Genomic DNA, 17,585 nt, shown 5'->3' with positions numbered 1-17,585 from the left:
CCCCAGGGGCCGAGAGGGCGGCGTTGTGTTTCCAATGACTGCAGAACGACCCGGCGTTGATCTTGACGCCTTGACTGATCGAGGTCGTATGGAGCCCTCAGCTAAGACGGGCGCGGACCTCATCGCCGGGTTGTTCCTCTAGCCCGGTACTGCGCTGACGCCTGTGTGTTTCTGAGACGTGGAGCCCGCAGGCAAGACCGGTCGCGGCGCGGTGCCGACGGTGGCGTCCCGACTCACTGCGCGTATGCCCGAGGCGCCTTCGGACCGGTGAGTCCTCGTGCAAGACCGGCGGGCTCGGCGTGTCTGTGCTACCACCGTGACCTGCTGATACAGATTGTTGATCGTGATCGCAGCCCGCCCGCACGGCACATACGTCGCTATTCGGGAGCTTTCGAGCTCTGACGCGAAGACCGGGACTGTGTGGGTCACTGAGATCGCTGTCGCGAACGGCTCATCGGAGGGAAGGCCACTGAGCCTCGTCATGCGTGTCGGACTGGTGCTCGCGCTCTTCGTCGATCTTGGCGAGGATGCCGGGATGTTCTCGCGGATGGCCCTGTCTCGTCATGCCCGCCTTCGACGTGGCTTTCCTAATGAGTGCCCCCGTGAGAACAACTCGGATCGGGCGGCGTCGCTTGATAGAAGCATGGACACCCCAACGCATGGATGCGCACCGCTCGATCGCTACCTCTTCCGGTCGAGAGGAGTCTTTTCAGTTGTTCGGTGGCATGGACACCCACAAGGACACGCTCGCGGTTGCGATCGTTGACCACTCCGGCCGTCAGCGTGAGGCCATCACGGTCACCAACAATGAGGCCGGCCATGGTGAGCTTGTCGAGTGGCTGGCCGCCCAAGTGCCCGTCGATCGGTTCGGTGGTATCGGGGGGGCGGGCGGTTACGGCCGGGCCATCGCTCTCGTGCTGCTGGCCGCCGGATTTCCGGTCGTGGACGTGCCGCCCGTGCTGACAATGCGCGAGAGGCGCCGGTGACACCAGGTGGGCTGGCCGAGGATCTGAAACTGCTGGTGGACTACCGCGAACAGCTGATCGGCGAGCGAACTCGCACAGCGAATCGGGCACACGCCTGACGATCCTGCAGCCGGGCTACCAAGCCCGGTGCCGCGACTTGCGGTCCAGCGCTTCTCTGGCGATCGCCCGCCAGGTCGTCGCCAGCGACGACAGTGTTCGGGCCGAACTCGTGCGCGGACAGCTGGACCGCCTCGACGAACTCGACCTCGAGATCCGCTCCCTCGAACGTCGCATCCGCCGCATGATCGCCGAATCTGGCACCACGCTGACCGACATCCACGGCGTTGGCCCGCTGGTCGCCGCGCGCATCATCGGCGAGGTCGGTGACATCCGGCGGTTTCCCACCACAAGCAAGTTCGCCGCAGCCAACGGCAGCGCACCAGTTCCAGCCTCATCGGGACGGACTCAACGTCACCGCCTCAGCCGCGGCGGCAACCGCAGACTCAACCGCGCGCTCTACATCGTCGTCCGGTTCCAGGCCGAGGTAGCATCCCGGTAACCTCCTGGTCCGCCCTGCCTGGCGACGTGCACGTGGGGATGCGTGCCGCTGCGACGGACAGGCGTACGTCGCCGAGAAGACGTATGCCTCGGGCTGGCAGGCCAGTTGCGGAGTCGCGCTTCCCGATCAGGTCGGCAAACTGCGGGGCGGCGCGGCGCCGCCTTCCGCAGCGGCGATCGTGATGCGGGGCGGGCACAGCACCGCACAGCACCGCCACTACGAAGTCGGGCGGCGGAGCCACGCACCTTCCTCGCGCCATTTGGTCATCTCGGTGGCCGCCACCGGCACGACGGCGTTCACCGAGATCTCCGCCCTGGCGAGCTCCAACGCCCAGGTGCGGGCCATCGCGACGATCCCGGCCTTGGCCGCGGCGTAGTTGGTCTGGCCGAAGTTCCCGCGCTGCCCCGCGGGCGAGGAGATCAGGATCAGGCGGCCACCCGTGCCCTGTTCCCGCATGCGCACCGCCGCCGCGCGGGCACAGGTGAACGTGCCGCGCAGGTGCACGTCGACGACCGCGTCGAAGTCTTCGTCGCTCATCTTCCACAGCACCCGGTCCCGCAGGACGCCCGCGTTGGTCACCATCGCGTCGAGCCGCCCGAACCGCTCGACCGCGGTCGACACCAACCGGTCCGCGACCTCGGCGCGGCCGACCGGCGCGACCACCGGCACCGCCTCGCCACCGGCGGAAGTGATCGCCTCGACCCCTCGCCCGGCCGCCTCGGCGTCCACGTCGTTGACCACGACGGCCGCGCCCGCGGCCGCGAGTGCTTCGGCGTACGCCCGGCCGAGCCCGCGGCCCCCGCCGGTGACGACGGTGACTTTTCCGGCCAGATCCATGCAAAGTCCTTTCTCCGGCTCGCTCCTGCCCATCCAAAGTAGGTCGAAATCCTGACGGCCGTCAAGAAGGTGCACAACTTCGACCGCCGGATTAGGCTGGCCCCGTGACCGACAGCCACGCCGACGACACCGCACCGGCCCACCCGGCCCGGCCGCAGTCCGTGATGCTCAACTTCCTCGGGCTGTACGTGCTCGGGCGCGGCACGGCCGTCTACTCCGGCAGCATCATCGACGTCCTCGGCAGGGTCGGCGTCTCCGAAGAGGCCGTCCGCTCGACCCTGGCCCGGATGACCAAACGCGGGCTGCTGACCCGGCACCGCCGGGGCCGTCGTGTCTACTTCGGACTGACCGCCCGCGCCACCGAGGTGCTCCACGACGGTGACCGGCGGATCCACGACACCGGCGCGGTCAACCGGCACTGGGACGGCAACTGGACGCTGGTCGGCTTCTCGCTGCCCGACACCAGGCGGAGTGATCGGCACGATCTGCGTTCCCAGCTGATCTGGGCGGGCTTCGGCATGCTGCAGAACGGACTGTGGATCGCGCCGGGGATCAAGGACGTCACCTCGATCGTGGAAAGCCTGGGGCTGACCGGAAACGTCACGGTGTTCACCGCCCAGCACGCCAAGCCGACCGAATCCGCCGATCTGGTCGGCAGGGCCTTCGACACCGAGGCCATCGCCGCGCGATACCGCGCCTTCCTCAGCCAGTGGGACGTTCGGCGACCGCTCCCCTCGGCCCCGGACGATCTGGCGCGGCAACTGCTGCTGCACACCGACTGGCTCCAACTGGTCCGGCAGGACCCGCATCTGCCCGCGGAACACCTGGCCACCGACTGGCCCGCCATCCGAGCCGAACGCCTCTTCCACCGCCTCGACGACCGCTACCGCACCCCTGCCGCCCGCATCGCGGCCGACCTCCTCGACGAAATCCCCGACCCCGCAACCGATTGACCCCTGAGGTCGTGAGTGTTCCGTCCGGTTCTAACCGGTCTGTCCACTCACGACCCCACCACCCGGTTCCCTTGCCGCCAACCGCGGGTCTGGTATAATTAACTATCTAGTACGTTCATTCGCTGCAGAACGGGGCCCGGGCGTGACAGCACCGCATGACGAGGACCGTTGCCTGGTCGGCCTGGTCGGCTCGGGGATCGCGACGTCCCTGAGCCCGGCCCTGCACGAGCGCGAGGCCGACGAGTTGGGGCTGCGCTACCTCTACCGCACGCTCGACCTGGCCAGCCGAGGGCTCCCGGCCGGTGCGGTCGGCGACCTGGTGGCCGCCGCCGGGCTGGCCGGCTACGACGGGCTGAACATCACGCACCCGTGCAAGCAGGTCGTCCTGGACCACCTCGACGACCTCTCCCCCGAAGCCGCCGCGCTGCAGGCGGTCAACACGGTGGTCTTCACCGAAGGCCGGGCGATCGGCCACAACACGGATCTCTCCGGGTTCGCCCGCAATGTCGCGTTAGGACTGCCCGACGCCCCGATCGACCAGGTCGTGCTCCTCGGCGCGGGAGGGGCCGGGGCGGCCGCGGCCCACGCCCTGCTGACGATGGGCGCCGGAACCGTCCACGTCTTCGACACCGATCGAGATCGCGGCGAGGCACTCGCCGGCTCGCTGTGCGATCACTTCGGTCCGGATCGGGCCGTGACCGGCCGCGTGGGCAACGGCCACGCCGACCTGTCCCGCGCACTCCACGACGCGGACGGCCTGGTCCACGCCACGCCCACCGGGATGGCCGCGTATCCGGGGCTTCCGCTGCCCGCGAACCTGATCATGCCGCACCTCTGGGTGGCCGACGTGGTGTACCGGCCGCTGGACACCGAGCTGGTGGTGACCGCCCGCGCCCGGGGTTGCCGGGTCCTGGACGGCGGCGGCATGGTCGTCTTCCAAGCTGCCGACGGGTTCCGGCTCATCACCGGGCGCGAACCCGATGCCGACCGGATGCTGCGTCACTTCGACGCGCTCACCCGCGCGCCAGCCGGAACTGCCGATGGGCCGCCATCCGCACCGGCGAGTTGACCGTGCCGTAGCCCGCGTAACCGTCGATGCGCTGGACCACCTCGAAGAACGCGTGCGACCCCAGCATCTGCGTGTAGAAGTGCAGGAACTCGCCGTGCTCGTCCCGGTCGTAGAGCACGGAGTACCGGCGCAGCAGGGCAAGCCGCTCGGGCGGCAGGGCGAAGCGGGCGTCCAGGTCGTCGTAGTAGTTGCCGGGTATGTCGAGCAGCGGCGCGCCGAGCGCCCGCATCGCTTCGGCGCTGGCCACGGCGTCTTCGGAAGCGAAGGCGACGTGCTGGGGGTCGGGCACGGCCGGCGCCCAGTCCCCGCGGCGAAGGGCCGCCACGTTGAGGGCGATGCGGATCCGGCGATCGCGGTCGCTCGCGGAGCGGCTGCGGATCAGCCCGTACGGCGCCGCGAACTCGGTCTCCGGTTCCGGTTCCAGGCCGAGCACGGCCCGGTAGAACAACGCGGTCTGGTCGAAGTCGTCGAACGGCTCGGTCAGGCAGATGTGGTCGATTCCGGTGATGCCGCAAGTGTTCACCGCCGCGGGATCGGGCGGCGTGAAGTCCGCCATCCAGTCGCCTTCCGGGCAGAAGACGATGTCGATGCCGTCGGGCGCCCGCACCGCGGGATCGTCGTAGTCCACATCGGACAGAGGGGAGGCGAGCAGCCGCTTCGCTCGCCGTGCCGCGACGAGTGGGTCGGGGGCGGTCACGCCCAGCGCGCTGATCCGCACCCCGGCCCCGGACCGCACCGTGATCCGGGCGTCCCCCTGCTGCCACAGCTGGATCGGCCGGGAGTCGTGCTGTCCGATGTGGACAAAACCCAGGGCGGAGAGGACACCGGACGGATCCGGCGCGGTCAGCTCGGCGAACGCGTACCCGGCCGGAGGCGGCGCGGCGGGCAGGTCGGCGACGCGGATCCGGTCGCGGATCCGGACCGGTAGCCGGTCCGCGGCGCTCTCGCGGAGGACCAGCAGCGACCGCATGGCGTCGACGGCCGTATGCGCCGGGTCGGCCTGCCGGAAGACGTCGTTGAACACCTCCAGCGACAGCGGGCCGTCGTACCCGGTGCCCGCGACCGCGGCGACGAAGGCGCTCAGGTCGAACGCGCCCTGCCCGGGGAAAAGCCGGTGGTGCCTGCTCCACTGCAGCACGTCCATCCGCAGCCGGGGCGCGTCCGCCAGCTGCAGGAAGAAGATCTTCGCACCGGGAATCACCCGGATCCCGGCGATCTCGCTACCCCGGGACAGCACGTGGAAGCTGTCCAGGCACAGCCCCAGTGCGGGATGGTCCGCCCGCCGGACGATCCGCCAGGAATGTTCGTAGGTGTTCACGAAACGGCCCCACGCGAGCGCCTCGTACGCGATCCGGATGCCCCGATCGGCCGCCCGGGACGCCAGCGCGTGCAACTGTTCGGCGGCGAGGTCGTCATCGTCCACCGCGTCCGGCGACACCGACGAGCAGACCAGCATGGTGTCCGCCCCGAGCCGCTCCATCACGTCGAACTTGTGCTCGGCCCGGCGCAGATTCGCCGCGAACTCCTCCGGCGGCACCGCCTCGAAGTCGCGGAACGGCTGGTACAGATCGATCGACAGCCCCAGCTCGGCGCACCGCGCCCGGATCTCACGAGGTGCCCACGACGAGGCGATCAGGTCGTTCTCGAAGATCTCCACACCGTGGAAACCGGCGGCGGCCGCGGCGGCCAGCTTGGCGTCGAGCGTGCCGGACAGGCACACCGTCGCGATGTCCAGGCGGAGCTCCGGGCCGTCCATGGCTAATGAACGTACCAGATAGTTACTTGACTGACACCGGAACGTCCCAGGCCACGGGCACGACTACAGTGACCACACACGTTCACCGTCACGAAAGGCGAGTCGTTGGTCGCACCGGACCGCAGCCGGGATCCCGACCGCACCCGCGCGGACATCCTCGACGTCGCCACCGCCGAGTTCGCCGACAAGGGTTACGCGGGCGCCCGGGTGGACGAGATCGCCGCGAAGACGAGCACCACCAAGCGGATGATCTACTACTACTTCGGTAACAAGGAACAGCTCTACATCGCGGTACTGGAACGCGCCTACACCGGCATCCGGGCCATCGAGCAGGAACTGGACGTCGAGCACCTCGACCCCGCGGACGCCATCCGGCAACTGGCCGAGCTCACCTTCGACCACCACGAATCGCATCCGGACTTCGTGCGGCTGGTCAGCATCGAGAACATCCACCACGCCGAGCACATCACCCGCTCCACCGTGCTGTCCGGCCTGGCCAACCCCGCGCTGGACGTGCTGGCCCGAATTCTGCGGCGGGGTCGCGACGCGGGTGTCTTCCGCGACGACGTCGACCCGCTCGACGTGCACATGGTGATCAGCGCCTTCTGCGTGTTCCGCACGGCCAACCGGCACACCTTCAACGCGATCTTCAACCGGGACATGCTGGATCCCGGCCTGCGCGCCCACTACCGCACCCTGCTCGGCGACCTCGTCCTGGCGCATCTGACGGCGCACTGACCAACCCTTGACAGGCGATTCGCACCATCGCAAGCTAATTAACTATCTAGTTCGTACCTTCGACTGTTCGGCAATGCCGCCCGACAGAGGAGCACCACCGTGACCACGCACCCGGCGGGTAAGCCCCGGCAGGCCGCAATCGCCGCCTGGATCGGAAGCGCCTTGGAGTACTACGACTTCTTCATCTACGGCACCGCCGCGGCGCTGGTGTTCAACAAGGTTTTCTTCCCCGCGTCCGATCCGGCCACCGGGACGTTGATGGCCGTGGCCACTTTCGGCGTCGGCTACGTGGCCCGGCCGCTAGGCGCGGTCGTGCTCGGGCACATCGGGGACCGCTACGGCCGCAAACGGGTGCTGGTCTTCACCCTGCTGCTGATGGGCGCGGCCACGTTCGCGGTCGGGTGCCTGCCCAGCTACCACCAGTCGGGCGTGCTGGCACCGGTCCTGCTGGTGGTGCTGCGCCTGCTCCAGGGCCTGTCGGCGGCCGGTGAACAGGCGGGCGCGAACTCCATGACCCTCGAACACGCCCCGGCGCACCGCCGCGCGTACTACACGAGCTTCACCCTCAGCGGCACGCAAGCCGGTCAGATCCTTGCCACGGCCGTGTTCCTGCCGGTGTCCGCGCTTCCCGAAGGCACGTTGCTGTCCTGGGGCTGGCGGGTTCCGTTCTGGGCCAGCTTCCTCGTCGTCGTGATCGGATTCGTCATCCGGCGCAGGCTCGACGAGACACCGGTGTTCGAACGGCAGGTCGCCGCCCGCGGCACGGCCCGCCTCCCCGTCGCCGTGCTGTTCCGCGACCACTGGCGCGACGTCGTGCGCGTCGTGCTGGCCTCGACCATCGCCTCGGTGAGCACCATCTTCAGCGTGTACGCGCTGAGCTACGCGGTGAACACGGTCGAACTCGACCGGTCCGCCATGCTGTGGGTCGGCGTCCTGGCCAACGCCGCCGCCCTGATCGCACTCCCCCTGTGCGCAGCACTCGCCGACCGGGTGGGCCGCAAACCCGTCTTCATCGCCGGCTCGGCCGGCTGCGCCGCCCTGATGTTCGCCTACCTCGGCGCCATTTCGGCGGGCAGCTACCCGATGGTCTTCGGCGTCGGCATCGTCCTGTTCGGCATCGTCTACAGCGCCGCCAACGGCATCTGGCCCGCGTTCTACGGCGAGATGTTCACCGCCGAGGTCCGCCTGTCCGGGATGGCGATCGGCACGCAGATCGGCTTCGCCATCGCGGGCTTCGCCCCCACCATCGCCGCCGCCATCGGCGGAACCGGTGCGGGCGGCTGGATCGGCGTCGCCGTGTTCACCGCGGTGCTCTGCGCCGTCAACATCGCCGCCGTCGCCAGCGGCCGCGAAACCCACCGGGTGCCCACCGAGCGCCTCGGCATGCGAGCCGCGGACACCGGCTCCCAGCCCGCCCCCACCCCCTGAGGCTGGGGTTATCGGGCTTGGTTGTGGCCGCACCAGGATCGTGTGTTTCCTCCTTCCCTTCGCGGCTACCCAGCGTCGGACGCACGGCATCGACACCGGAAGGAGCCAGGCAGATGGCTGGACAAGACCTGCGCGGCAAGGTCGTGGTGATCGGCGGCGGGGCGAAGAACCTGGGCGGCCTGCTGTCCACGACGCTGGAATCGCCCAGGTGCACTCACTCCTGGGGCGATTCGGCGCCTGGGCAGAAGCGGACTGGGCCGGCCCGGGCTGGTGTGCCCGGGCCGGATAGGTAGCGCGGACGGGCTGCTGGAAATGTTCACGGGGAAAGTGCTGGAAACGCGGTTGAACGATCTGGTTTTCGCCGGTGATATCCCCGGCACCAGATCGGCCTACCCGTGTCCGCGCTTTCTTCCGTTTGGCATTCCAACGACTTCAGTCCCCTGGTGCCATTACTTCCCACACGTCCACGAAGCCGGAAGCGCTGTGCCACCGATGCGGTGGCCCCACCCCGCTGGAGACCGGCCGCTTCTGCGTCCAGTGCGGCGCCGACCTCCTGGTCTCCCCGGACGGCGAAACCAGGATTCGCGTCACCGGCAGCGACGCCGACGAGGTGGCCGCCGTCGCGCGCCAACTCGCCGCCGACGTCGCCGCCCGGCACCAAGGGGCGCCGAGGGAAGCGGCTTCGACCACCACCCCGGCAACGCACAACGACCTCAGCGGCGAGGCCGAGTCCGTCGCACAGGCCGACACCCCGGCGGTCTCCGCCTCGCCACCGTGGCCGCCGAGGTGAACGACTCAACGGAAACCGTTGAGAAGTTGGTGCGAATCCGCCGCTCCTAGCTTCGAGAGGTGCCGGACCCACCGGTGCACCGGAACGGAGCGGATCAAATCATGAACAACGCAGCAATGAGATTGGGCGCCAAGGCAGCCGTCGTCATGGCTCTTGGGGCCGCCGGACTCGCCGCGACGGCCCCCGTGGCCAGTGCCGACATTGTGCCGGGCCCGCCGTGCAAGTCCCCATCGAACGGCAACTACCGGGCGGCACCCGGCTTGGAGTTCCACAAGCAGGACGCCAGCTATGTGCTTGACAAGGCCGGCTGGACCATCTCTGTCGACAACGGAGCGCCGATCGGCGAGCACAGCAAGGTTCATCTGCGGGCCAACCATGACAAGGTGAAGTACGACTGGCCCGACATCAAGCGCGGTGCGCATGTCGAGAAGCTGAACGGAGACGTCGTGCCAGCCGGCAGCGAGGTCTGGTACACGTTCGAGTTCGACGCGCCGGGCGTGCTGCCCTGCACCACGCACATCACCCTGCCGAGCTGACCAGGTGGCTGTCGCGTGGCTTTCCTCGGGAAAGCCACGCGACGCCATGCCGGTCTCGACGTTCCCGTGCGGAAGATTTGGTTCATTCCGCGGTTTCCCGGAGAGTGTCGTCGAGCGGGCTAGGTTTGAGGTCGAAGACCTGTTCGGTCCACGACGAGTCCAGAATGAAGGGGCGTCGGAACTGGTACTGCATCTCAGGCAGTTCTCGAATCATCCGGGACGCGAGGCCCGCCGCGGTGAGCGCCCAGCGGGGCATCGAGCGCAGCCGGGCCGGGCGTACCCCGGCGACCCCGGCCAGTCGGCCTGCCAGCTCCCGTACCGATACCGGTGGGTTTGACGGCACGTGCCACACCTTGCCCCATGCTCGTTCGTCCTGGCTGACCGCGACGAGTGCGCGTGCCGCGTCGCGCGTCCCGGTCCAGCTGTGCGGCAGGTCGAGATCCGCCGGTATCCAAGCGGTTTTGCCCGCAAGGATCTTGGGGACGGCCATGATGGTGAACAGCGAGCCAGCCCCGCTGCCGATGAAGTCACTGGCACGCACTTCGGTCACGCGGACACGCCCGGCGCGATGCGCGGCGAGCGCGTCGGCCCACAGTTGGGCACGGATGCGTCCTTTCACACTCGATGGCGCCAGCGGCAGATCCTCGGTGATGGGCCGGTCCACAGGCCCGTGCCCGTAGAGGTTGCCCAGCATGACGTAATCAGTGCCGGTGACTTCAGCAGCGTGTAGGAGCGAGTTCGCCAACGGCGGGAAATCGGTAGGCCAACGGTAATAGGCGGGCGCGGCGCAGTTGAAGAGCGTGCGCGCCCCGCGGCACAGCTCAGTCATTTGGCGGGAATCGGCGGCGTCGACCGCCACCCGCTCGATCCGGGGATGGTGGGGTCCGCTTCCACTCCGAGTTGCCAGCCGCACCACCCGGCCGGACTCGGCGAGCGACAACGCGGTGGCGGCACCGGTTCCGCCGGCTCCGACCACGACTGCATGCGACATGACGACTCCCGTCTCTTAAGGATCGATTCGATGGTTGAAGGTCAAAGTTCGTTGACGGACCGTCAAGCCTGCGCGTCGCCGTCGCGATCGGCGCGCCAGCGGGAGAGAGCCGGTAATTCGGTGTGGCACGCGATCCGTTGAACGCCATTACGGCGCATACCGCGGGGCATCCCACCGGAACTCGTCCCATGGCATCCAGGCCACGCGTTCCAATCCGAGAACAGCGTTCTCGGCCTCGTGGTCGAGTGTACGTGTCCCCTGTTCTCTGTCAAGAACAGCGTTCACGATTCGTGTCGTTGTTCTCGCGTGTGTCACTATGTGGGTCATGTCGACACCGTCGATGCGGGCTCGCGTGCGCGCGGAGCTCACCGAGGAGATCAAGGACGCTGCCCGGCGGCGGCTGGCCACCGATGGCGCGAACTTGGTCCTGCGAGCCGTCGCCCGGGACCTCGGCATGGTCCCGTCCGCGCTGTACCGGTACTTCGCCAGCCGCGACCAGTTGCTCACCGCGCTGATCACCGACGCCTACAACGCCCTGGGCGCCGAAGCGGAGGCGGCCGAGGCGCGCGTCAAGCGTGGCGATCTCCGCGGCCGATGGATGGCCGTCTGCCGCGCGGCACGAGACTGGGCACTGGCCAACCCCGCCGAGTACACGCTGATCTACGGAAGTCCGGTGCCCGGCTATGCCGCCCCATCCGACACTGTGTCTCCCGCCACGCGGGTGGTCCTTCTCCTCGTCGCCATCCTGGCCGACGGATCGACGACCGGACAGAGAGCGGCAAAGCCCGCACGACGGCAGCCCGCCGCGCTCCGGCCCGATCTCAAGCGATTGCTCGAGCAGTGGCCCGAGGATGCGCCGATGCCACCGCCTTCGGGCCCGCGGGCGGAAACGATACTGGCGGGTGCGCTGACCGCGTGGGTACATCTGTTCGGGCTGCTCAGTTTCGAGGTTTTCGGCAGACTCGACGACATGATCGTGACCCGTGCGGAATACTTCGACCACCAGATGCAGGTCATGGCCGATCTGGCAGGACTGCCCTAACTCACCCCGTCTGGGCGAAGTCGGCACCTCGTTGTCCGCGGCGGCCGAACAAGCGAGCGCTTCGTCGTGCCGGGCCTTGTCGGGAAACGGGTAGGCAGGCGGCGGTCAGTCCAGCGAGGATCAGGGCGCAGCCCGCAAGCGCCGACGGTGGCAGGTGTTCGCCGAGCAGCAGCACGCCGAGGACCGCCGCGGCCAGGGTTCGGCGAGGCTCAGGGTGCCGACCGTGGTGGTGCTCGCGCGGGCCAGTCCGATCGAGAACAGCCAGTACGCGGCGGCCGTGGTGGCCAGCGCCAGCCAGGCGATGAGGCCGAGGGTGCGGTCACCGAAGAGCCCCTCGTTGTCGAGGATCATCCACGGCGTCAGGGGAACCGCGCCGATGATCAGGGACACTGAGGCGACCGTCGGCGGGTGGACGTGCGGGTTGTTCGCTGCCAGTTGTTTGGCGAACACGGTGTACACGCCGTAACAGGTGCCGGCGATCAGTCCCAGGAGCAGCCCGAGCGGGTCCGCGACGGTGCTTCCCGGAGCCAACAGCAGGGCACACCCGGCCACCGCCGCGGCGGTGCTGAGCACCCAGGCGGCGCCGATCCGTTCACCGGTTGCGATTCGCGCGAAAATCCCGGTTGCCACCGGTGCCGTCCCGAGGGCGATCACCGTGCCCAAGGCCGCGCCGGTCCGGGACACGGAGGCGAGAAAGGCCGCCTGGTACAGGCCGGTCGAGAACGCGCACACCAGCAGCGGCCGCAGGACTGTTCGATCGGCGAGCCCGCGCAGCGCGCTCCGGTTCCGCACCGCGAAGAGCCACAGCACCGCGCCGCCGAGGAGCAACCGCCACCCGCCGAGGGCGGCGGGCCCCAGCGGGCTGGCTGCCAGGACCTGAGCGGGGCCCACGGACCCCCACAGCACGGCTGCCCCGAGTACCAGCCCGGCACCGGGAGCATCGTTCTTCTGCGTAGCCATAGCGCGACATGCTAGGAAGAAATCTGGAGGATTCCCTTCGAAGCCGAACTTCATACGGCAGTACGGTCGGCCTATGGACATTGATTCGACCGATCGCACCCTGCTGCGGGAACTGCAGAACGATGCACGGCAGACCAACCGCGACTTGGCGGCCAAGACCGGGGTGTCCCCGTCCACCTCGCTGGAGCGCGTCCGGCTGTTGCGCCAGCACGGTGTCATCACCGGCTACCACGCGGCCGTGGACCTTGAAGCCATCGGCCGCCCGGTGCAAGCCCTCATCGCAGTCCGCATCCGACCTCCAGCGCGTCCGATCATCGAGGCGTTCCGGGAGTGGGCAGCTCGACTACCCGAGACGATCGGCTTGTTCGTCACCTCCGGCGCCCACGACTTCCTCATCCACATCGCCGTCCCGGACATCAACGGCGTGTACGCCTTCGTCATCGACCGCCTCACCGAACGCCGCGAGGTCGCCGACGTGCACACCACGATGGCCTACGAGCACGTCCAGTCCCGGCATATCGAACCCGCCGGGATCGAAGAGCACCGACTGCCACGAAAGGGGCGCTGACCACAACCGGAATCCGCACATGTGGCCATCACGGGGCCCCGGCAACCGCATGAAGTTCGTTCCACAGCGCGAGCAGGCTGGATTGCCGTGCAAAGATTCGGAGCCTGGTCAATATCTCCGCATGCTCGGCTAGCTTCTCCGGCAAGAGCCCGGATGAATCACCAGGAGAACAAAGAAATGACCGACGGAGTCGTCGGCTTCGCGCCGGACGAGATCGACCCGACCACCCCGACCCGCGCGGCGCGCCTGAAGTGGGTGGTCGTCGTCAATCGGGACCTGCCCCCTGGTCGTGCCGTCAACGCCGCCGTCTGCGTGGCAGCAGCGACCTCGCCCGCGGTCACCGGAATTCTCGGGGACGACGCCGTGGACGCCGACGGTAACGTGCACGCAGGGCTTCCCTGGGCGGGCTGCACGATTCTGGCCGCGGACACCGGCACGCTGCGTACGATCCGCGCCAAGGCCGCCTCCTCGGCCGGCACCTTCGTCGCCGACATGCCCGCCGCCGCCCAACACACGCGCGTCTACGCCGACTACCTCGCCACCATCAAGGAAACCGCGGCCGACGACATCGACTACTACGCGGTCGGCATCGTGGGACCGCGCAACCGAATCGACAAAATCGTCGGCAAATTGCCGCTGATGCCTTGAAGCACAGCACGCGATACCCAGCCCTTTCACCGTCGACACCCTGCGCGCCGAGATCCTGAACACCATCACGGCCGCGGACGGCGAGCAGCGGCACCAGGCGCCGGGCGCGGCCGTCGACGCTCTTATCCGTCGTCAAACGCTGTCGTCAATCTGGATCGGACCGGTCTGATGGCGGTCTGGTTCAAAGGGTCCTTGACTACAGCAACGGACGGCCGCTGGCGATCTCGGTGAGCAGGGAGTTGAGTTCGTGCACCTCGGCGCGGCCGAGTTCGTGTTCGAGCGTGCGCTGGCCGGCGTGCTCGGCGGCCAGCGCGTCGGCGAGGTACCGCTGTCCAGAGGGCGAGAGCCGCAGCACGTAGGCGCGGCGGTCCGCGGGGTTACGTTCACGCAGGATCAGGTCGTTGCCGTGTAACTCGTCGAGGTCACCGACGATGCTGGGGGCGGCCAAGGTCAGCGAGCGGGCCAACTGTTCCTGGGTGCAGGGCTGGTCGGCCTCCAGTGCCAGCAGCAGTCGCACGCAGCGGGGCGCCAAGCCGTGCTCCCGCAACGTCTGCACGCTGCGCGCCCGGAGAAACTGGGCGGCGGGGCCGAGCAGGAAGCACGCCTGGTTGGTGAGTTCGGTCGGCAGGTCGGATGCCGGGGTGGGCTGCACCTGCCGGAGGAGTTCGATCAATCGCCGTCGTTCGCGCGGCCCGAGGCCGGCCAGCAGGGTCGCTTCGACGCTGTCGACGGCGCGACGCAGCGTCGCCAGCTCGCGCAGGCCGTCGGCGCGTATGGCCAGGGCATAGCACCTCCGGTCGGCGGGGTCGCGTTCTCGCTGGACCAGGTCGTCGGCTTCGAGGGCGTCGATCACCGAGATCATCACGGTGCGGTTGATCGACAGCATGGTGCCCAGGTCCGCTTGGGAGAGGCGGCTGCCTTCGAGCACGCACAGCACGGCCACGTCGCGCATCGAGCGCTGCGGTGGCAGTTGCTCGCCCAGCAGTGCTTCCGCCCGGAACGCGGCGAGTCGGGCGAGGTAGCCGCTGTGACCGACGAGTTTCGGCTCGATCGACGCGGAGGTTCGCGCTGGCAGGGTCACTGATCGAGTATAGCCAGAGCGGCAGATAGTTAGGCTCGTTGATGATTAGGCTGACTGGCGATACGCTCCCGGCATGCGTGATCTTTCTGAGCCGCTGGGTGCGGGCCGGGCCGTTGCACCGGGCACGGGCGTACATTTCGGATTCGGCGTCGGGTTCGTCGGGGCTGACGACCAGAACGATGCCGAGGTTGTGCTGCGGCTGGCCCGGATCGCCGATCAGGACGGGTTGGACCTGTTCTCCGTCGCCGATCATCCGTACACGGCACGGCGGCTGGACGCCTACGCCACGCTCGGATTCGTCCTCGCGCAGACTCGCAACCTCACCGGTTTGGTGAACGTGACCAACCTGCCGACCCGACCCGCGCCGATGCTGGCGCGCACCGTCACCTCGTTGTCGGCGCTGTCCGGCGGTCGGGTGGTGCTGGGCCTGGGTGCCGGCGGCGACTGGGACGAGATCGTGCGCATGGGTATGGCCCGCAGATCACCGGCGAGCGCCGTGGACGCCCTCGCCGAGGCCATCGAGATGACAAGGAAGCTCAGCGGCGGTGGTCCAGCGGTCACCATCAACGGTGCGCACTATCAGGTGCACGAGCTGGACCCCGCCCCGGTACCGGCATGCCCGGTGTGGACCGGCTCGATGGGACCGAAATCGCTGGCCGTCACCGGCCGGCTGGCCGACGGCTGGATCCCCGCGTGGGCGTCGGACTGGCTCAGCGACCGCTATCGACGGTCCCGGCCGCTGATCGACGAGGCCGCCGCCGCGGCCGGGCGAAGCCCGGATGAGGTCGCCACCATCTACGTAATGCCCGGTCAGATCACGGCCGCCCCGGTGTCGGCGGTGCGTGACGAGACCGGGCGCTGGGTCGGTGGCTCGGTCCAGCAATGGGTCGACGAGCTGACCAGCGCGGTGCTCGACCATGGCGCATCCGGGTTCATCTTCTTCGCCACCGGAACGGAGCCGGCCGAGATCGAACTCGCCCGGTGGGCACGTGAGGTGGTGCCTGCTGTCCGGGAGGCGATCACCAAGGCGCGGTGACGGCAGTGCTGCACGCGGCAGGCAGGAGTTTTCGGCCAGAGCGGCTCTGGGAAAGCCGCCGCCGCGCCGCCCACCAAATCATGGGCAGCGAAATGCGATGAGTGGGCGCGACGGTTGTGGATCTAGCCGAAGGCGTTGAAGGTCGCTTCGGGCCGATCGCGTTGGCGGTAAAGCTGCCAGGCGGTGTCGGCGATCTTGTCCGGGTCGAGGGTCGTGATTCCCACGTCGCCGAACTGCTCGGGGTCGGACTTGACCAGCTGGTGGGCGTGGGTGGCGTGGTCGCGGATCCGTTCCAGGTAATCGCGAAACCCGCGGACTTCGCGTTTGCCGATCACCGGCCCGTGCCCGGGGACGATCGTGTCCGCCTCGAGGTCGAGCATCAGGCCGCACGCGGCGATCCAAGACTCGCGCCATTTCGGCTATGTGCCGACCGAAACCGTGCTCGGTACCGTATTCCGATCGCGACACCGCTCGGCGCGGTGCGACGAGGGCGCTGCTGCGGCGTGTTGACGTAGAGAAGGATGCCGAGCCGACGCGCGGACCTGTTCCGGAATTGTTCCGGCCGCGCTCGAAGCCGGGGCGGGACGGCGAATTTGTTCGGGAATCGCCCCGGAACAGTCCTGCGGGAGGCTGGCTCCAGTCAAGCGGATGTCCAGTTGCGCCCGGACCGCCGGGCAAGCGCAGAGGAGATGCGGTGCGTGCTGATGCGCGTCACAACCAGGAACGCGTCCTGCGTGCGGCACAACGGCTGTTCCACGAGTTCGGACCGAGCGTGTCGCTGGGCCGGATCGCCGACCTCGCCGGGGTGGGAGTCGCGACACTGTATCGCGGGTTTCCTACCCGGCACGCGCTGATCAAGCAAGTGGCGCTGAACAACCTGGACCAATTGCGAGGGCTTGCGGAACTCGCCGAGCATGCCGACGGTGGAGTGGCGTTCACACGCTTTGTCGAGTCGGTGATCGAGCGAGAGGTGACCGTTGTCTTGCCGATCCTCCAGCCGAGCCTGACCGGAGACCGTGACGTCGACACCGCCCGCGCCGCCCTCACGGAGGCGCTTGATCGCCTGCTCGACCCCGCTCGGGCACAGGGGGAACTCCGCGCGGAGCTGACCGCGGACGACCTGATCCTGCTGCTCACCACGGTCACCCGGCCACTGCCCGCGGTCCCCGACGACGTCACCGCGACGCTCCGACCGCGGCACCTCCGGTTGCTCCTCGACGGCCTCCGCGCTCAGCCCCTGCTCCCCTGCCAGTGAACTGCCGCGATGGCGAGCAAGTCACCCACCACCAACACCACGGCACCTCTGTCACCTCGTCGAGCACCTCGCGCGAGTTGGTCAATTCGGTGATCATCCGGTCGATGCGGCTCCGTTCCGCGGCCAGCTCGGCCTTCGACGCGCTCGACCCGGCGACGCGGGAAAGTACGACACCGCGTTGCGGCAGGTCGCCAGCGCGGCGTTCTGCGGGCAACCGTTGATCGCGCGGGTCAGGGCAGTGCGAACATCTCGCGTGCGTTGCGGTGGGCGATTTTGCGGCGGTCGTTTTCGCTGATCGGGGCGTGCTCGATCCAGCGGCCGCCGAGTTCCGGGTCGGCGTAGGGGTAGTCCACGGAGAACATGATGTGGTCCG

General features: G+C 68.6%; 20 protein-coding genes and 1 pseudogene. 14 read left to right on the top strand and 7 right to left on the bottom strand.

The features are described from left to right. The first annotated feature begins 659 nt into the window (after positions 1–659). Together FXO23_RS46095 and FXO23_RS46090 are read left to right on the top strand one after the other, a co-directional pair. Entirely contained in the window at positions 660–986 is a 327-nt protein-coding gene (locus FXO23_RS46095) for an IS110 family transposase (RefSeq protein ID WP_158894676.1), read from the top strand. A 136-nt stretch (positions 987–1,122) separates the two neighbouring features. Continuing rightward, complete coding sequence (locus tag FXO23_RS46090) at positions 1,123–1,524, top strand: transposase (protein WP_158894674.1); 402 nt, start codon at positions 1,123–1,125, stop codon at positions 1,522–1,524. Positions 1,525–1,782: 258 nt separating this feature from the next. Here the strand turns inward: FXO23_RS46090 and FXO23_RS46085 are convergent. Continuing rightward, positions 1,783–2,361: pseudogene (locus tag FXO23_RS46085) on the bottom strand (SDR family NAD(P)-dependent oxidoreductase); the annotation flags it as partial. A 104-nt stretch (positions 2,362–2,465) separates the two neighbouring features. Between FXO23_RS46085 and FXO23_RS46080 the strand changes: the two are divergent. Continuing rightward, on the top strand, positions 2,466–3,314 hold the full coding sequence (locus tag FXO23_RS46080; protein WP_246258485.1) for a PaaX family transcriptional regulator: 849 nt from the start codon (positions 2,466–2,468) through the stop codon (positions 3,312–3,314). A gap of 142 nt (positions 3,315–3,456) precedes the next feature. Beyond that, a complete protein-coding gene (locus tag FXO23_RS46075; RefSeq protein WP_158894672.1) occupies positions 3,457–4,383 on the top strand; it encodes a shikimate dehydrogenase in 927 nt (308 codons plus the stop codon). Here the strand turns inward: FXO23_RS46075 and FXO23_RS46070 are convergent. Then, positions 4,328–6,139 carry a bifunctional sugar phosphate isomerase/epimerase/4-hydroxyphenylpyruvate dioxygenase family protein gene (locus FXO23_RS46070; RefSeq protein ID WP_158894670.1) on the bottom strand — a complete coding sequence of 604 codons (1,812 nt, stop codon included), beginning with the start codon at positions 6,137–6,139 and terminating at the stop codon, positions 4,328–4,330. The two genes, FXO23_RS46075 and FXO23_RS46070, sit on opposite strands and share 56 nt — an antisense overlap. 105 nt (positions 6,140–6,244) lie before the next feature. Here FXO23_RS46070 and FXO23_RS46065 point away from each other — a divergent pair, with 105 nt between their 5' ends. The 5 genes from FXO23_RS46065 (at position 6,245) to FXO23_RS46045 (ending at position 9,631) form a co-directional block, all read left to right on the top strand. Further along, the gene (locus FXO23_RS46065) at positions 6,245–6,877 is read left to right on the top strand and encodes a TetR/AcrR family transcriptional regulator (protein WP_158894668.1); all 633 of its coding nucleotides are present in this window, start codon (positions 6,245–6,247) and stop codon (positions 6,875–6,877) included. 99 nt (positions 6,878–6,976) lie between these two features. Then, positions 6,977–8,305: an MFS transporter gene (locus tag FXO23_RS46060; RefSeq protein WP_158894665.1), complete on the top strand. Its 1,329-nt coding sequence runs from the start codon at positions 6,977–6,979 to the stop codon at positions 8,303–8,305. A gap of 113 nt (positions 8,306–8,418) precedes the next feature. Then, positions 8,419–8,598: a hypothetical protein gene (locus FXO23_RS52045; protein ID WP_158894662.1), complete on the top strand. Its 180-nt coding sequence runs from the start codon at positions 8,419–8,421 to the stop codon at positions 8,596–8,598. Between the two features lie 122 nt (positions 8,599–8,720). Then, a complete protein-coding gene (locus FXO23_RS46050) occupies positions 8,721–9,095 on the top strand; it encodes a hypothetical protein (protein ID WP_158894659.1) in 375 nt (124 codons plus the stop codon). A gap of 101 nt (positions 9,096–9,196) precedes the next feature. Further along, entirely contained in the window at positions 9,197–9,631 is a 435-nt protein-coding gene (locus FXO23_RS46045) for a hypothetical protein (protein WP_158894656.1), read from the top strand. Between the two features lie 82 nt (positions 9,632–9,713). Here FXO23_RS46045 and FXO23_RS46040 read toward each other — a convergent pair whose 3' ends face one another. Next, on the bottom strand, positions 9,714–10,622 hold the full coding sequence (locus FXO23_RS46040; protein ID WP_158894653.1) for an NAD-dependent epimerase/dehydratase family protein: 909 nt from the start codon (positions 10,620–10,622) through the stop codon (positions 9,714–9,716). Positions 10,623–10,947: 325 nt separating this feature from the next. Here FXO23_RS46040 and FXO23_RS46035 point away from each other — a divergent pair, with 325 nt between their 5' ends. Further along, positions 10,948–11,664 (top strand): TetR/AcrR family transcriptional regulator, encoded by a 717-nt coding sequence (locus tag FXO23_RS46035; RefSeq protein ID WP_158894650.1) that lies wholly within the window; start codon positions 10,948–10,950, stop codon positions 11,662–11,664. Positions 11,665–11,784: 120 nt separating this feature from the next. Here the strand turns inward: FXO23_RS46035 and FXO23_RS46030 are convergent, their stop codons facing one another. Beyond that, positions 11,785–12,624 (bottom strand): DMT family transporter, encoded by an 840-nt coding sequence (locus FXO23_RS46030; protein WP_158894647.1) that lies wholly within the window; start codon positions 12,622–12,624, stop codon positions 11,785–11,787. Positions 12,625–12,697: 73 nt separating this feature from the next. Here FXO23_RS46030 and FXO23_RS46025 point away from each other — a divergent pair, with 73 nt between their 5' ends. Next, positions 12,698–13,192 carry an Lrp/AsnC family transcriptional regulator gene (locus tag FXO23_RS46025; RefSeq protein ID WP_158894644.1) on the top strand — a complete coding sequence of 165 codons (495 nt, stop codon included), beginning with the start codon at positions 12,698–12,700 and terminating at the stop codon, positions 13,190–13,192. A 153-nt stretch (positions 13,193–13,345) separates the two neighbouring features. Next, complete coding sequence (locus FXO23_RS46020) at positions 13,346–13,840, top strand: DUF2000 domain-containing protein (protein WP_246258483.1); 495 nt, start codon at positions 13,346–13,348, stop codon at positions 13,838–13,840. A gap of 196 nt (positions 13,841–14,036) precedes the next feature. Here FXO23_RS46020 and FXO23_RS46015 read toward each other — a convergent pair whose 3' ends face one another. Beyond that, positions 14,037–14,921 carry a MarR family winged helix-turn-helix transcriptional regulator gene (locus FXO23_RS46015; RefSeq protein ID WP_158894641.1) on the bottom strand — a complete coding sequence of 295 codons (885 nt, stop codon included), beginning with the start codon at positions 14,919–14,921 and terminating at the stop codon, positions 14,037–14,039. A 73-nt stretch (positions 14,922–14,994) separates the two neighbouring features. Between FXO23_RS46015 and FXO23_RS46010 the strand changes: the two genes are divergently transcribed. After that, positions 14,995–15,957, top strand: a complete 963-nt coding sequence (locus FXO23_RS46010) for an LLM class flavin-dependent oxidoreductase (RefSeq protein WP_158894638.1) — start codon at positions 14,995–14,997, stop codon at positions 15,955–15,957. A gap of 122 nt (positions 15,958–16,079) precedes the next feature. Here FXO23_RS46010 and FXO23_RS46005 read toward each other — a convergent pair whose 3' ends face one another. Then, on the bottom strand, positions 16,080–16,337 hold the full coding sequence (locus FXO23_RS46005) for a hypothetical protein (protein ID WP_158894636.1): 258 nt from the start codon (positions 16,335–16,337) through the stop codon (positions 16,080–16,082). A 314-nt stretch (positions 16,338–16,651) separates the two neighbouring features. Between FXO23_RS46005 and FXO23_RS46000 the strand changes: the two genes are divergently transcribed. Beyond that, positions 16,652–17,212, top strand: a complete 561-nt coding sequence (locus FXO23_RS46000; RefSeq protein ID WP_158894633.1) for a TetR/AcrR family transcriptional regulator — start codon at positions 16,652–16,654, stop codon at positions 17,210–17,212. Positions 17,213–17,442: 230 nt separating this feature from the next. Here FXO23_RS46000 and FXO23_RS52845 read toward each other — a convergent pair whose 3' ends face one another. Further along, positions 17,443–17,574 carry a hypothetical protein gene (locus FXO23_RS52845; protein WP_425484975.1) on the bottom strand — a complete coding sequence of 44 codons (132 nt, stop codon included), beginning with the start codon at positions 17,572–17,574 and terminating at the stop codon, positions 17,443–17,445. Positions 17,575–17,585: the final 11 nt, after the last annotated feature.

Source organism: Amycolatopsis anabasis, assembly GCF_009765355.1.
GTDB lineage: Bacteria > Actinomycetota > Actinomycetes > Mycobacteriales > Pseudonocardiaceae > Amycolatopsis > Amycolatopsis anabasis.
This window is presented reverse-complemented; position numbering and strand designations above follow the sequence as displayed.

Bases quoted from the DNA above. Each gene is read 5' to 3' on its own strand.
- FXO23_RS46030 (WP_158894647.1), bottom strand. From the start codon at position 12,624: ATGGCTACGCAGAAGAACGATGCTCCCGGTGCCGGGCTGGTACTCGGG.
- FXO23_RS46020 (WP_246258483.1), top strand. From the start codon at position 13,346: ATGAATCACCAGGAGAACAAAGAAATGACCGACGGAGTCGTCGGCTTC.
- FXO23_RS46005 (WP_158894636.1), bottom strand. From the start codon at position 16,337: ATGCTCGACCTCGAGGCGGACACGATCGTCCCCGGGCACGGGCCGGTG.
- FXO23_RS46035 (WP_158894650.1), top strand. From the start codon at position 10,948: ATGTCGACACCGTCGATGCGGGCTCGCGTGCGCGCGGAGCTCACCGAG.
- FXO23_RS46045 (WP_158894656.1), top strand. From the start codon at position 9,197: ATGAACAACGCAGCAATGAGATTGGGCGCCAAGGCAGCCGTCGTCATG.
- FXO23_RS46025 (WP_158894644.1), top strand. From the start codon at position 12,698: ATGGACATTGATTCGACCGATCGCACCCTGCTGCGGGAACTGCAGAAC.
- FXO23_RS46040 (WP_158894653.1), bottom strand. From the start codon at position 10,622: ATGTCGCATGCAGTCGTGGTCGGAGCCGGCGGAACCGGTGCCGCCACC.
- FXO23_RS52845 (WP_425484975.1), bottom strand. From the start codon at position 17,574: ATGTTCTCCGTGGACTACCCCTACGCCGACCCGGAACTCGGCGGCCGC.
- FXO23_RS46095 (WP_158894676.1), top strand. From the start codon at position 660: ATGGATGCGCACCGCTCGATCGCTACCTCTTCCGGTCGAGAGGAGTCT.
- FXO23_RS46010 (WP_158894638.1), top strand. From the start codon at position 14,995: ATGCGTGATCTTTCTGAGCCGCTGGGTGCGGGCCGGGCCGTTGCACCG.
- FXO23_RS52045 (WP_158894662.1), top strand. From the start codon at position 8,419: ATGGCTGGACAAGACCTGCGCGGCAAGGTCGTGGTGATCGGCGGCGGG.
- FXO23_RS46070 (WP_158894670.1), bottom strand. From the start codon at position 6,139: ATGGACGGCCCGGAGCTCCGCCTGGACATCGCGACGGTGTGCCTGTCC.